The organism is Acinetobacter sp. YH12102, from assembly GCF_013419125.1.
In the GTDB taxonomy this organism is placed as follows: domain Bacteria; phylum Pseudomonadota; class Gammaproteobacteria; order Pseudomonadales; family Moraxellaceae; genus Acinetobacter; species Acinetobacter pseudolwoffii.
Genome location: NZ_VPAS01000004.1, coordinates 1 through 14175 on the forward strand (window position 1 = coordinate 1; position 14175 = coordinate 14175).

Here is a 14175-nt window from a genome sequence, read left to right on the forward strand (position 1 = left end):
TCCATCAGGGTCAAGTGGTCTGGCTCAAAGATTTTGGCTTTGTACAATTATTTAAGACTCAGTTAAAAGAACAGCAGAGGTTTTATATTGTGCATCAAGATGAAGATGATTTATTGTCCTTTGAGGGCTTTCATGAATTACATTCAAGTCATTGGAAAATAGAGCAATATCACCGGGTGATTAAACAGGTTTGTCATATTGAAAAGTTTCAAGTAAGACGATCTAAACTGATTTTGAATCATATTTTTTCAGCCTTGATGGCCTACGTTGAGATACAAAAGAACCAGTTTGAGCGGATCTTTGAAAATGTATATCGTTGGCAGAAGAAATTATTTAGACCAGTTATCAAAAACTTCATTGATGACTTTATTCTCGATAAAAATCATCTGCTACCACAGAGAATCTATAAATAATAGTGCGTAAGTCCTAAGTCTTTTAAAATGTAGACAGTTAGTTTAAGTAGAGAAAAATCTGGTTTTTATCTCAGCAAAATTTTGATTTTTTAAGTCCTCAATATAGGTTTTTGTTCCTGAATGAGGCCGATTTTTGCAGCAAGTCGTTTAGGAATGAATTGATTTTTTGCTTTCCGTGCTTGAGCTCCAAATAGCACTAACAGAATTTATCCAAGATCCTGCTACCCAGTTGCTTGAGTTTTTTTGTACAATAGGCGCATATATTATTGAGTGAATCATATGAGCACCCAAACACCTCCCAAAAAAAAGCCTCTGGTTAATTTACCTTTCCCGATCAAACAAGCGGAGCAAAATGCTGCGGAAGAAGTTCTGGAAGATTTAAGACCAAGACCGCAGCGTTATGCTGACCGTACCTGGATGCCGCCACGCGGTACGCGTCGTTCAATGGGTAAACGTTAATTGGTCGAACTCAAAAAGCTATGATGAGTCATGGCTTTTTTTGTGTAAATTTTTAGATATTCAGCAATTAATATTTCATCTATTTCCTTATTTCTCGAGCAGATAAAACCCTGGCCAGATTTTTCTCATTTCTCATTTCTCATTTGCATGATCTTGATCGAATACATGCAGCATCTCAAAAAGCTCATCGCTAAGCAGAATAAAATAATTAGTTGATCTATTGATCTTGCATATCTTATGTCCATAAAAAAAGCCAATTCAGAAATTGGCTTTTAGAGAGATAAGTTATTAGCGAATGCTTTTACGTGCTTTATTTTCCGGTTTTGGTGGGGCAATTTCTCGCTGTTCTTGCCAGACATCAATAAAGTCTTTTTCATTAATATTATACAGCTCAAGTAGCGCTAAAATTACACCCCCAAACAGCATGGCACCTTCCGAATGACTCTGAAAATCGACCAGTTTGGTATTTAGATTATGCAGGATATCTTCAATTTCGAAGACCCGTTCCCGCCCATTGCTGTCGGTCGGATAGATCTGGGTATTTAAAATAATCCTCGCCAGACTTTTTTCATTTTCGGTCAATGGCAATTCTTCAATCAGCTCATCAGTCGCAGGATTTAAAATGACTGAATCGCGAAAAATCGTATGTAGGAAGTTTGCGCTTAATTTGGGTAGAGGCTTTTCCACAAAAGGGCGGAAAGATTGCGGGAAAATGACATTGCGTGAAATGCCTTTAAACATCGGTGCAATTTCTTCGACTTTATAACCTGCGATCCCGCATCCTAAAGACGTAATAAAATATTTATTTTTAGAATGGTTTTTGGTGTAAATCTTGAAGTCATCAATATAGTGCTGGATTTGTGACAACGGCATTTGCTGCAAATGCTCGTTCATGGTGGGAATCGCATAGCTTTGACCCGACCAGCCACGACCGACGCCCATCACTGCACCAAAATGCTCAAGCGCTGTTCTCGCTGCACCTGCACCATGCTGTCCCGCCAGATTGCTGCCAAAAACAAACACGGTATTTTCCGGAAGGGATTTAACAATACTTTCATCGTGATAGTGGTAAGTCATAATTGTCTATTCGAGGCCATCCTGATCTTCATGTTGCCTTTGATCGGGGTTGGGGTCAAGTAAAAAGCAGGGATGGCCTGAATGTTGAAAGACTGACTAAATATGAGAATTCTCAACATATTTCTCGACTGTCATCATCTGTTGGATTTCGGTATTTTGGCTATGGAATCTGCTCCGGAAAGTCTGAAATCTGCTAAAATTCCTGATCCGCATTCGAGTTGAGACATGTAGCTGTGACTGATAAGCAACCCTTTGAATTAGTAACCAGTTATCAACCCGCAGGTGATCAGCCACAGGCCATTGAAAAGCTGGTCAAGGGTATTGAACAGGGCTTTCATGATCAGCTTTTACTGGGCGTTACCGGGTCGGGTAAGACTTATACCATGGCCAATGTGATTGCACAGACCCAGCGTCCGACTATTGTCATGGCACATAACAAAACGCTGGCTGCACAGCTTTATGGCGAATTTAAAGCATTTTTCCCGAATAACGCCGTCGAGTATTTTGTCAGTTATTATGATTATTATCAGCCGGAAGCTTATGTGCCATCTTCAGATACTTTTATCGAGAAAGATGCCGCAATTAATGACCATATTGACCAGATGCGTCTTTCCGCGACCCGATCATTATTAGAACGTCGTGATGCAATTATTGTCGCATCAGTTTCTGCAATTTATGGTTTGGGTGATCCGAATGCCTACATGAGCATGTTGCTGCATGTGGTGGAAGGCGATCGCATTGGTCGTGATGACATTATTCGCCGTCTGGTCGAAATGCAGTATTCGCGCAATGAACTGGAATTCCTGCGCGGTACTTATCGTATTCGTGGCGAAATTATCGATATTTTCCCGGCAGAATCGGATCAGGATGCCATCCGGATTGAACTGTTTGATGATGAAGTTGACTCCATTCGCTGGTTTGATCCCTTGACTGGGAAAATGGTTCGCAAAGTCCCGCGGGTGACGATTTATCCCAAAAGTCACTATGTCACGCCCAAAGACAATTTATCCCGCGCGATTGAAACCATTCGGGAAGAACTCAAAGAACGACTGGTGTTCTTTCGTGAAAATGACAAATTGCTGGAAGCGCAGCGGATTGAACAGCGTACCCGTTATGATCTGGAAATGATGCAGCAGTTGGGCTATACCAATGGCATCGAAAACTACTCGCGTCATTTGTCTGGACGTCCTTCAGGTGAGGCGCCACCCACCTTGTTCGATTATATTCCCGATGATGCCTTGCTGATTATTGATGAATCGCATGTGACTGTGCCGCAGATCGGCGCGATGTACAAGGGCGACCGTTCGCGTAAGGAAAATCTGGTGAATTACGGCTTCCGTTTGCCAAGCGCGCTAGATAACCGCCCGATGAAATTTGAAGAATGGGAACGCATTGTTCCGACCACCGTTTATGTCAGCGCCACGCCAGCTCGCTATGAACTGGAAAAATCGCAGCAGATTGTCGAGCAGGTGGTACGTCCGACCGGTCTGATCGATCCTGAAATTGAAATTCGTCCGGTACTGACGCAAGTCGATGATGTACTTTCAGAAATTAATCTGCGCAAAGATATCAACGAGCGGGTATTGGTCACCACCTTGACCAAGCGCATGGCCGAAGACCTGACCTCTTATTTGAAAGAGTACGGGATTAAGGTCGCTTATTTACACTCGGATATCGATACTGTTGAGCGCGTCAAGATTATTCATGAACTGCGTACTGGTGTACACGATGTACTGGTCGGAATTAATCTGCTGCGTGAAGGTCTGGACATGCCGGAAGTGTCGCTGGTTGCGATTCTGGATGCCGATAAAGAAGGTTTCCTGCGTTCTGAGCGTTCTCTCATTCAGACTATCGGGCGTGCTGCGCGTAACCTGAAAGGGAGGGCGATTTTGTATGCAGATCGAATAACTGACTCAATGCAAAAAGCCATTGATGAGACAGATCGACGTCGCGCCAAGCAGATTCAGTTTAATGAAGAGCATGGTATTACTCCGCGTAGCGCAGTCCGTCAGGTAATCAAGGAAATTGATACCGGTGAAATATTGGATGATGATTCAATTGAATTGAAAGCTTCTGATCAGGCGCGCGCGATCAGTGCAGATGAACGACATATCATGGCAGACCCGAAAATGTTTGCGAAGCATATTAACAAGCTTGAAAAGGAAATGCTGAAAGCCTCTAAAGAGTTACAGTTTGAGCAGGCTGCACGTCTGCGTGATGAAATTTTGCGCTTAAAAGCCCAGATGTTTGATTGATTTTTTTTACATGAAGTTTTATTTCGATGACCTAAAGTCAATCATAAACCAAACATAATGTAACAAATCAAGTGCTTGGATAAGGCTATTGTAAGAACAGAAAATTTTTAAATAAATATTTTGTGAACATATAATAGGTATTTTTATGACAACTCAAAATTCTTCAGGTAATGGATTGAAGCTGGCAAAAATTGCTGTGGGTAGTGCGGTTCTTCTTGGTTTGGGCGCGGCGACGATGGCCTATGCGCAAAATGAGCCATTAGCCACTGTTGAAAAAGTAGAACTGGACCGTTATTTGGGGACTTGGTATGAAGTGGCGCGCAAGCCTTTGTCTTTTCAAAATAAATGCGATCGTGATGTCACTGCAACCTATACCTTAAATGAAAATGGCAATATTGTGGTCGATAACCGCTGTATGAAAAAAGATGGTCAGCCCACCCAATCCTTGGGTGAGGCATTTGTGCAAGATCCACCGCAAAATACCAAATTAAAAGTCAGTTTCCTGCCCGAATTTATTCGCTGGATTCCGGTCGGGCGTGGCGATTATTGGGTCTTAAAACTGGATGAGAATTATCAAACCGTTCTGGTCGGTGAGCCTAAACGTAAATACATGTGGATACTGTCACGTAATCCGCAATTAGATAAAAATGTTGTAAACGAATATTTGCAATATGCACAGTCTGTGGGTTATGACCTGAGTGATGTGATTCATACCAAACAAACGCAAAGATAGAAATATCTTCTTAATCGAAACCATGCTTAGGCATGGTTTTTTATTTTTATGAGCAAAAATATATTTCAAAGTAGGGTAGTGATTTCACTTTAAATAGATGAAGCATCAAGCTTTCTAGTGTACTAATCGTTATAATGCCGGCGAATGAAAGTAGAGTTTGACTATGTATAAAGGCATTGCGTTATCTGTATTGGCCTCGGTGGTTTTCGGGGTGCTCTATGTATTTACGCCTTTCTTGCAGCCTTTAGATAGTGAACAGACCTTTGCCTGGCGCATGCTGGCCACGATTCCGTTTTTAACTGCCTTTATGTGGTGGTCGGGTGATCTGCAACATATCAGCAGTATCTTTAAGCGGGTTTTGCAGCAACCTGCCTTGTTGATCTGGCTGCTGATCAGCTCCCTGTTATGTACCACACAATTATGGCTGTTCTTGTGGGGCCCTATCAATGGTCGTGGCCTAGAAGTCTCACTCGGCTATTTTTTGTTGCCTCTGGTGATGGTGCTGGTCGGCTGTATGCTCTATAAAGAAAAATTGTCATCATTCCAGATGGTCGCTGTCGCTTTGGCGGTATTGGGTGTGGGGCATGAGATCTGGCGAATTGGTTCAATTGCATGGGAAACGGTCTATGTGGCTTTGGCCTATCCTTTGTATTTCTTCATGCGGCGTAAATTTGCTACGGATCATCTGGGGGGCTTCTGGTGGGATCTATTTCTGATTTTGCCCGCTGCATTTTATCTGGGTTTTATTTATAGCGACTCGATGCAGCTCATGTTAAATCATTCTCATTTAATCTGGGCAGTATTGGTATTGGGTTTTTTGAGCGCACTGGGACTCGGTAGCTATATTCTCGCCAGCCGATATTTACCCTTTGTGATCTTTGGATTGTTGAGTTATCTGGAACCTGTGCTGTTGGCCTTTGCCTCGATGGCTTTGGGGGAGCGTGTGGAAGCTGGCGAGTGGCTGACTTATATTCCAATTTGGCTTGCCGTATTGGTGCTGGTGATTGAAGGAATTCTGCATCTATTTAAGCAGCGTAAACAGCAATTAGCGCTTAAAAAAAATCTGGCAAACTATCAGGATCGACTAGACTCTTAAAATTAAAAAGAGATCGAATGAATAAACAACATTTAACAAATTTCTGCTCCGTACGGGAAAACGCATGCTTTTAAAATTTTTGAATGCAAAATCATTTAGCTAATTGCAACTATTTCCCAGATTTATAGTGAATATACGTTAAAAACCACTCGTCTCGGTGAGCTTTTGATTCAAAGTTGCCTCCAATTCCATTACAATTATCGGGTTTTGAAATTTATGCCTAGATTTACAATTAATTAGAGGACGTATCTGTGAGCAAAGACACTATCGTTGCCCTACATGCAGAGCACCAAGGTCGCTGGAAAAACCGTGAAGAACTTGCGGAACGCATGATTGCCCTTGTTGGTCAGTTATATCGTGAAAAAAATATTGTAGCTACAGTTTATGGTCGCTCTTTAATTAACCGTTCTGTGATTCAGATCTTGAAAGCACACCGCCGTACTCGCGTACTCGATGTTGAACTTTCGGTTGTAAATACATTCCCAATTCTTGAAGCATTGGCGAAAGTTGAGAACATCGGTTCTGCTGAAGTTGATCTAGGTAAACTTGCTGTTGAATTTAAAGAAAAAGGCGGCGACATCGATGCATTTGTTGCAGACGCTGTTAAATCTCTAGAAGGTAATGCTGCTGCTGTAGAACATAAAGACGTAGTTCTTTATGGTTTCGGTCGTATCGGTCGTATCCTGGCACGTTTGATGATTGGTCAATCAGGTCTGGGTCGCGGTCTTAGCCTGAAAGCAATCGTGGTTCGTAAATCATCTGATGGTGATTTGGAAAAACGTGCATCTCTACTGCGTCGTGACTCGATTCATGGCCCATTTGCAGGCACGATTTCTGTAGATGAAGAAAACGAAGCAATTATTGCAAACGGTAACTTCATTAAAGTGATCTATGCGTCTAATCCTTCTGAAGTGGATTACACAGCATATGGTATTAACAATGCACTTGTAATCGACAACACTGGTAAATGGCGTGATGCTGAAGGTCTTGCTCAACACCTGAAATGCCCGGGCGCTGCTCGTGTTATTTTGACTGCACCTGGTAAAGGTGACATGAAGAATGTGGTTTACGGTGTGAACCAGGCGGACATCCTTGCTGAAGATAGCATCATCTCTGCTGCAAGCTGTACGACTAACGCAATTACTCCAACACTGAAAGTATTGCATGATAAATACACCGTGTTAAATGGTCATGTTGAAACAGTTCACTCGTTCACAAACGACCAGAACTTGATCGATAACTACCATAAAGCGGACCGTCGTGGCCGTGCTGCAACATTGAACATGGTTATTACTGAAACTGGCGCAGCGAAAGCAGTTGCTAAAGCGCTGCCAGCACTTCAAGGTAAATTGACAGGTAATTCTGTACGTGTTCCTACGCCAAACGTATCACTTGCAATTCTTAACCTGACTTTAGGTCAAGACGTTGATCGTGATGAAGTAAACGAATATATTCGTCAGATTTCAATCGGTTCGATCCTTCAAGGTCAAATCGGTTATACCAACTCGACTGAAGTGGTCTCTTCTGACTTTATTGGTTCACGCACTGCAGGTGTATTTGACGCGCAAGCAACAATCACTTCAGGCAACCGTTTAACTGCTTATGTTTGGTACGATAACGAAGTGGGTTATAGCTGCCAGGTATTACGTATTGCTGAACAAATGGGCGGCGTAAGCTATCCTAAAGTTCCTGCAGAAACAAATGCATAATTTGTTGATGTAGTTTAAAAAAGAGTCTCTATGGAGGCTCTTTTTTTATACTTATTTTTTATTGAAGTCGGGTGGATTCGATTCAATCACGAAATGTAAATCAGCTTGCTGACGAAATATTAATCTGTTAGCTTACAAAGAGTAAGTATATTAAAATCAGTAAGTAATAAAATCCCGAGATAGATTTATGACAAATTATGCAATTAGTCCGTTACTAGGGCAGGTTTTATCAACTGAATGTCCATCACGTGAAATATTGGAACATCTTGCCAATAAATGGTCGGTCTTGGTGTTGCGTTGCCTGAGTGAAGGTGTGCATCGTTTTAGTGAACTGAAACAACGGATTGAAGGGGTGAGTGAAAAGATGCTCTCCCAGACTTTAAAAGTGCTGGAACAAGATGGTTTTGTGCTCAGAACGGTTTATCCGGTTGTGCCACCAAAAGTAGAATATCAGTTGACCATTACCGGTTCACAAGCTGCAGATAAAGTGATGCAAATGATTCACTGGATTGAACGTGGTTTACCAGAAATTTTAGAAAATAAACAACGTGTTGCCAAATAGAAGCTAAATTGCTTTTGGGGTAGCAAGAGATGAAAAAGTCAGAAAATCTGTTGGCTACTTTACTGGCAGTGTATGCAATCATTTTAGTTTTATGCATTGCGATTTATGCAATCTTCAAACTTTTAGATGTTGATATTGCTTTAGCGACCAATCTCTTGCTTTGGTCAGCAACGATCTTTGCACCGCTTGCAATATTAATGACCTATACCAGTTGGCGAGAGCAGAAAGGGGTAGAAGTAATTGCTAATTATTGTAAAGGACTAGTTATTCAACTTGTTGAGCTTGAGCATCTTAGTAATCAAATATGTAATTATTTAATTTATAAACCTGATCGAAATGAAAGTATAAAAATATTGAATAAAAAATTTATATCTATATTTAATGAGCAAGAAGATGCTTTTAAATTTTTAGGTAAAGCAATATCTGATGGAGAATTAAAAGACCAAATTAGGAGATTTCAAAATCAATGTTTGCTTAACTATGTAAGATATAACGCACTGGTTGGTAGTGAAAATTTGGAACATATCGCGAATATTACACCTCAATTAGGTAGTATTCATCGAGAACAAAATTCTAATCTTAGAACAGAGTTAATGAAGTATGTACTTTACCAAAAGGAATAAACCGATCGATTTATTCCTTTGTGAATCAAGCATTTTGCATTTTCTTAAAATCCAAGCGATCAATCAGTAAAATTCCAATCGAGAAAATAAAGCCAAGGATCACGCAACCGATCCATTCAAACTGCTCCCAGGCATAGACTGCACCAAGCGAACCTAAAGCGGCACCACTAAAGTAAATCGTCATATAGACTGCATTAATACGTGAACGCGATTTAAGATCAATCCGATAAACCAGATTCTGATTCAAAACATGGAAGGCTGTCAGACCAAAGTAGGCCATCAGCACACCAATCGCATAGATTACAATATTGTGCTGGGCAAAATATAAGGGCAGTGTAGAGCCGAACATCAGGACAATGCATAGCTTGGCGACCAGATTTTCTCTACCTTGTCCTACGGTTTTGCCTGACCAGCTTGATGAATAAATCCCGATCACGCCCAGTAAGCCAAATAACCCAATTTCGAAATCGGTGAAATAATAAGGTGCATTGCCTAATACAAAAGTCATCGAGGTAAAGATCATCGATAAAATTCCAAAACCCAAGGCACCCGCACAGGCACGCCGGATTAAATGTGGATTCTGACCTGCAAGGCTAAACAAAGAGCGGTAAATGTCACCAATAGTTAAGCCTGCCTGAGCTTGAGTATCGGGTAGTTTTTTCCACATGAGTGCTGCAAAGAGCAAGGTGATCACACCGCTGGATAAATACACACCTTCCCAAGACCAGTAAGTGGAAACAAAGCCGGCAAAGGTACGTGATAGAATAATTCCCATCACCAACCCACTCATCAGCTTACCCACTGTAGCAGCGCTGGATTCAGGTGGGCTAATGGTCGATGCAAAAGGAATTAAGACCTGCGCCGAGATTGCGCCAAAGGTGGCACACAAGGTAAACAGATACAGCATTGATAAAGTTGTACTGAATGAAAGCAATATCTGCGAAATGGCTGCAAAGACCATTAAGCTAACGATCAGTTTGCGTTTATTCAGAAAGTCTCCCAAAGGAACCAAAAGCATTAAGCCGAGAACATAACCAATCTGTGCAATCACCACGGAAAAACCGGCCTGACTGGTACTAATGCCCAGACTTTTCTCGATTGAATAGATCAGAGGCTGGTTAAAATAGGCAGAGCCTGCACATAAGCCACATGCCATTGCCATCAATAATACAAATTGTGATGACAATGGACTGACAGATTTCCTTTCTGAATTGCTCATAGGCCCAACTCTTTTAACATTGCCTGCACTATAGGTAGTTGCACGACAAAGCAGAAATAATTAAAAACAATCAAGTGATCATTAAAAAGTATATTAAAACAAAAGCATAGAGCTTAGTTTTGAAACTTATCAAAAATTAATGGCTGCTCAATAACATGACAGGATTAAATAAGCGATCTTCATGGAATAGCATATAAATATAGTCGAGAAATTCTTTAAAATATGGCAGAATATGGGGTTTTAAAGTTTTTAGAGGATTGGCAATATGCGCTTTGTTGATGAAGCAGTCATTACCGTAGAGGCTGGCGACGGTGGCAATGGCGTAGCCAGTTTTCGCCGTGAAAAATTCGTGCCATTTGGTGGTCCAGATGGTGGTGATGGTGGTCGTGGTGGCAGTATTTATATACAGGCTGACGACAACACCAGTACGCTAGTTGATTATCGTTATACACGTAAATTCCGTGCAGAACGAGCAAAAAATGGCCGTGGGGCGAACTGTGCTGGTCGTGGCGGTGAAGACACCGTATTAAAAGTTCCAGTTGGAACAACAATTGTAGACGTCGAGTCTGGCGACATTATTGGTGACTTGATCGAAGATGGTCAACGCGTGAAAGTGGCAGCAGGCGGTGACGGTGGTCTAGGAAATACTCACTTTAAATCATCGACCAACCGTTCACCACGTAAGTGTACGCATGGTCAAAAAGGCGAATTCCGTGAAATCCGTCTGGAGCTTAAAGTTCTGGCAGATGTGGGCTTGCTGGGTATGCCAAATGCGGGTAAATCAACCTTCATTCGTGCAGTATCGGCGGCAAAACCAAAAGTGGCAGATTATCCATTTACCACCATGGTGCCAAACCTGGGTGTGGTCGATGCCGACAGTCACCGTTCATTCGTGATGGCCGATATTCCGGGTCTGATTGAAGGCGCATCTGAAGGTGCAGGTCTAGGGATTCGCTTCCTGAAGCATCTGGCACGTACCCGTATCTTGTTACACATCGTTGATGTACAACCGATTGATGGTTCAGATCCGGCGCATAATGCCAAAGCAATTTTGAAAGAGTTAGAAAATTTCTCCCCAACACTTTCAAAACTGCCGATCGTATTGGTGCTGAATAAAGTCGACCAATTGGCTGAAGAAACACGTGAAGAATGGTGTACTCATATTCTTGAAGAATTGCAGTGGGAAGGCCCGGTTTTTGAAACTTCTGGCTTAACCGCTGAAGGTACCAAAGACGTGGTTTACTACCTGATGGATCAGATTGAAGAGCAGCGTGAACGCGAAGCTGAAGATCAAGAATATGCAGCAGAAATGAAAGCATTCCGTGATCAGCTTGAAGCTGAAACACGTGAACAAACCATCGCTGCAAAAGAAGCGTATCGTGAGATGCGTCGTCAGCAACGTCTTGCCGGTATTCTGGGCGACGACGAAGATGATGAAGATGGCGATGATGATAGTGATGTGGAAGTGTACTACGTACGCTAATCTCTGAGAGAAGAGTCTGAGGACAAGATGATAGAAGTGGTAGATGGGCAGCGTCAGCTCAAGGGTTGTAAACGAATCGTTGTTAAAATCGGATCATCTTTACTCACAGCAAACGGACAAGGTTTAGATTTAGATGCCATCTCGCACTGGGCGGGACAAATCGCAGATCTACACAATGCAGGACACGAGATTATTCTGGTGTCTTCCGGTGCTGTGGCTGAAGGTATGGTGCGAATGAAACTTGAGAATCGACCCACCGATCTACCCAGTCTTCAGGCTTGTGCTGCCATTGGTCAGATGGGCCTGATTCATACCTGGTCAAGCGTACTGGAGAAACACCAGATTCGAACGGCGCAGGTATTGTTGACCCATGATGATCTGGCAGATCGTCGCCGCTATCTCAATTCATGTGATGCTTTGCAGAACCTGATTGACTGGCGCGTGATTCCAGTGATTAATGAAAATGATACCGTTTCTACCGATGAAATCCGCTTTGGTGATAACGACACGCTGGCTGCCATGGTGGCAGGTCAGGTGCATGCAGATCTTCTGATTATCTTAACGGATCAGGAAGGTATGTTTGACTCAGATCCACGCTCGAATCCAGATGCCAAACTATTCCATACGGTACGTGCGATGGATGAGAGCCTGTTTGATATGGCCGGTGGTGGTGGTAAATTTGGTCGCGGCGGCATGCTGACCAAAGTTCGTGCTGCACGACTGGCGGCAAAGTCCGGTTGTCCGACCTTAATTGCAAGCGGTGATAGTGATGCTGTGCTATCTCGTCTGATGTCTGGTGAATTGTTAGGAACCTTGTTTGTGACTGACAAAGATCGGATGACCGCGCATCAGCAATGGTTGGCAGCACACCTGCAAACGGCAGGTCGTTTGGTGATTGATGATGGTGCGGTAAAGGCCATTAAAGACAATCATCGTAGCTTGTTGCCTGTCGGCGTCAAAGCGGTTGAAGGACATTTTGAGCGCGGTGATGTGGTGGAATGTGTGGATACACAAGGTCACCGAATTGCAGTCGGTCGTGTTAACTTTAGTTCGCGTTCGGCAGATATTGTACGTGGTCTGGCTTCTGATAAAGTGCATCAGGTTCTAGGTGAAGCACGTTCACTCGAGATGATTCACCGCAATCATATGGCAATATATTAGCAAAAACCTACCATAACCTAACATAACGTGAAGGCTTGATTCTGTAAGGGATTGAGCCTTTTTCTTGTGTGGTGCAATAACATGCAATAAACTACGATGGGAGGTTAAACGGAGGTTAAATGGGAGGTTAAAAAAATTAATCGCCATAAATTCTAAAGCCTCTTAATTGTATGAATTATTGAGGAAATAATAATGCTGTCTAAATTGCAAATTGATGCTATCAAGCCAACCTCCAAGCTACAGAAAATCAATGATAGTGAGATGCTGTACTTATTCGTATCTCCAACAGGTCGCAAAACTTGGAAAGTGCTTTATACGCTGGACGGTAAAAAGAACACAATCACACTGGGAGAGTATCCAAAGGTACTCAATGCTAAAGATGCACGTTTAAGACGTGACGAGATAAAAAAACAAATATCCGAGGGCATCCACCCGACAGAACAAAAACGACAGGACAAGATAAAAGATTTATCAGAAATGAGTTTTGCCGACCTGATCCAGCTTTATGCTGAAAAAGTCACACCACACAAAAGGGGCGGACGTGTGGAAACCGTTATTTTGAGTAGCTATATAAAATCATTTCCCCGATTGATGAAGAAACCAGTAAACCAACTGGGGCAGCTAGACATGATTCAATTTAGGGATGAGCGATTAAAAAAGGTAAAGAGTGCGACAGTAGCTAGGGATTTAGGCTTATTGAGTGCTGTATTTAAGTATGCACGACAAGAACTAAGAATTATGACCAGCTCCCCATTGGATGATGTGGCCAAGCCGAAACAGTCAGTGAGTAGAAACAGACGTATTTCACAAGATGAGATAGAAAGAATCTTGGATGCTTTTAAATATGATGGACGTTCTCAGCCAATCACTAAGAAACAGCAGACGGCGTGGGCATTTCTTTTTGCAATTGAAACAGCAATGAGGGCAAGCGAGATAACAGGCTTAAAGTGGGCGGACGTTTACGACAAGCATGTCGAGCTGGAGCTTACAAAGAACGGCGCAGCTAGAAAAGTGCCTTTATCCAAGCGAGCTATTGAGCTTTTGAGTTATATGCGAGGGATAGACGAAACCGATGTATGCACTCTTAAAAATAAGGTGGCAGATGGTGAAGTGGGCAGAGGTGGATTGTCAGCATACTTTACCCAGGTGGTGAAAGGTAAATTAAAAATTAATGATTTAACTTTCCACGATACCCGACATGAGGCCATTTCACGCATGGTTAAAAATGCCAAGCTCCCAGTAGAGGTACTGGCAAAAATTACAGGCCATAAAACCATAAGTATTTTAATTAATACCTACTACAACCCCGACATTGAAGAACTAGCCAATCATCTACATAAGGAAGATGACCCCGATATTATTTTGTTTAAGAAGTCCGTGTGAGT

General features: G+C 42.3%; 13 protein-coding genes. 11 read left to right on the plus strand and 2 right to left on the minus strand.

What is annotated here, in order from left to right; genetic code table 11:
• Positions 1 to 413 (plus strand): transposase (locus FTU42_RS04465; RefSeq protein ID WP_180083085.1); only part of this gene is annotated, 413 nt, incomplete at its 5' end.
• A 279-nt stretch (positions 414 to 692) separates the two neighbouring features.
• The gene (locus FTU42_RS04470; RefSeq protein ID WP_004646507.1) at positions 693 to 872 is read left to right on the plus strand and encodes a hypothetical protein; all 180 of its coding nucleotides are present in this window, start codon (positions 693 to 695) and stop codon (positions 870 to 872) included.
• 288 nt (positions 873 to 1160) lie between these two features.
• On the opposite strand, the gene FTU42_RS04475 is transcribed toward FTU42_RS04470, so the two are convergent.
• Positions 1161 to 1949: a hypothetical protein gene (locus FTU42_RS04475; RefSeq protein WP_005171774.1), complete on the minus strand. Its 789-nt coding sequence runs from the start codon at positions 1947 to 1949 to the stop codon at positions 1161 to 1163.
• Positions 1950 to 2182: 233 nt separating this feature from the next.
• Between FTU42_RS04475 and uvrB the strand changes: the two genes are divergently transcribed.
• From uvrB to FTU42_RS14855, 6 genes are all read left to right on the plus strand, one after another.
• Positions 2183 to 4204: an excinuclease ABC subunit UvrB gene (gene uvrB, locus FTU42_RS04480; RefSeq protein ID WP_005096439.1), complete on the plus strand. Its 2022-nt coding sequence runs from the start codon at positions 2183 to 2185 to the stop codon at positions 4202 to 4204.
• Positions 4205 to 4349: 145 nt separating this feature from the next.
• Positions 4350 to 4937: a lipocalin family protein gene (locus tag FTU42_RS04485; protein WP_100355227.1), complete on the plus strand. Its 588-nt coding sequence runs from the start codon at positions 4350 to 4352 to the stop codon at positions 4935 to 4937.
• A 163-nt stretch (positions 4938 to 5100) separates the two neighbouring features.
• The gene (gene rarD, locus FTU42_RS04490) at positions 5101 to 6033 is read left to right on the plus strand and encodes an EamA family transporter RarD (protein WP_074383018.1); all 933 of its coding nucleotides are present in this window, start codon (positions 5101 to 5103) and stop codon (positions 6031 to 6033) included.
• A 251-nt stretch (positions 6034 to 6284) separates the two neighbouring features.
• The gene (locus tag FTU42_RS04495) at positions 6285 to 7742 is read left to right on the plus strand and encodes a glyceraldehyde-3-phosphate dehydrogenase (RefSeq protein ID WP_005096443.1); all 1458 of its coding nucleotides are present in this window, start codon (positions 6285 to 6287) and stop codon (positions 7740 to 7742) included.
• Between the two features lie 187 nt (positions 7743 to 7929).
• On the plus strand, positions 7930 to 8304 hold the full coding sequence (locus FTU42_RS04500) for a helix-turn-helix domain-containing protein (protein WP_005171768.1): 375 nt from the start codon (positions 7930 to 7932) through the stop codon (positions 8302 to 8304).
• 29 nt (positions 8305 to 8333) lie between these two features.
• Complete coding sequence (locus FTU42_RS14855; RefSeq protein ID WP_005096445.1) at positions 8334 to 8927, plus strand: hypothetical protein; 594 nt, start codon at positions 8334 to 8336, stop codon at positions 8925 to 8927.
• Between the two features lie 25 nt (positions 8928 to 8952).
• On the opposite strand, the gene FTU42_RS04510 is transcribed toward FTU42_RS14855, so the two are convergent.
• Positions 8953 to 10146 (minus strand): MFS transporter, encoded by a 1194-nt coding sequence (locus FTU42_RS04510; protein ID WP_180075208.1) that lies wholly within the window; start codon positions 10144 to 10146, stop codon positions 8953 to 8955.
• Between the two features lie 265 nt (positions 10147 to 10411).
• On the opposite strand from FTU42_RS04510, the gene cgtA reads away from it, so the two are divergent.
• The 3 genes from cgtA (at position 10412) to FTU42_RS04525 (ending at position 14173) form a co-directional block, all read left to right on the plus strand.
• Positions 10412 to 11629 carry an Obg family GTPase CgtA gene (gene cgtA, locus FTU42_RS04515; RefSeq protein ID WP_180000441.1) on the plus strand — a complete coding sequence of 406 codons (1218 nt, stop codon included), beginning with the start codon at positions 10412 to 10414 and terminating at the stop codon, positions 11627 to 11629.
• 27 nt (positions 11630 to 11656) lie between these two features.
• Complete coding sequence (proB, locus tag FTU42_RS04520; protein WP_074383013.1) at positions 11657 to 12790, plus strand: glutamate 5-kinase; 1134 nt, start codon at positions 11657 to 11659, stop codon at positions 12788 to 12790.
• Positions 12791 to 12982: 192 nt separating this feature from the next.
• Positions 12983 to 14173 carry a site-specific integrase gene (locus tag FTU42_RS04525; protein ID WP_180083086.1) on the plus strand — a complete coding sequence of 397 codons (1191 nt, stop codon included), beginning with the start codon at positions 12983 to 12985 and terminating at the stop codon, positions 14171 to 14173.
• Positions 14174 to 14175 lie beyond the last annotated feature (2 nt).

Bases quoted from the DNA above. Each gene is read 5' to 3' on its own strand.
- FTU42_RS04525 (WP_180083086.1), top strand. From the start codon at position 12,983: ATGCTGTCTAAATTGCAAATTGATGCTATCAAGCCAACCTCCAAGCTA.
- FTU42_RS04485 (WP_100355227.1), top strand. From the start codon at position 4,350: ATGACAACTCAAAATTCTTCAGGTAATGGATTGAAGCTGGCAAAAATT.
- rarD (WP_074383018.1), top strand. From the start codon at position 5,101: ATGTATAAAGGCATTGCGTTATCTGTATTGGCCTCGGTGGTTTTCGGG.
- FTU42_RS04510 (WP_180075208.1), bottom strand. From the start codon at position 10,146: ATGAGCAATTCAGAAAGGAAATCTGTCAGTCCATTGTCATCACAATTT.
- FTU42_RS04475 (WP_005171774.1), bottom strand. From the start codon at position 1,949: ATGACTTACCACTATCACGATGAAAGTATTGTTAAATCCCTTCCGGAA.
- FTU42_RS14855 (WP_005096445.1), top strand. From the start codon at position 8,334: ATGAAAAAGTCAGAAAATCTGTTGGCTACTTTACTGGCAGTGTATGCA.
- cgtA (WP_180000441.1), top strand. From the start codon at position 10,412: ATGCGCTTTGTTGATGAAGCAGTCATTACCGTAGAGGCTGGCGACGGT.
- FTU42_RS04470 (WP_004646507.1), top strand. From the start codon at position 693: ATGAGCACCCAAACACCTCCCAAAAAAAAGCCTCTGGTTAATTTACCT.
- FTU42_RS04500 (WP_005171768.1), top strand. From the start codon at position 7,930: ATGACAAATTATGCAATTAGTCCGTTACTAGGGCAGGTTTTATCAACT.
- proB (WP_074383013.1), top strand. From the start codon at position 11,657: ATGATAGAAGTGGTAGATGGGCAGCGTCAGCTCAAGGGTTGTAAACGA.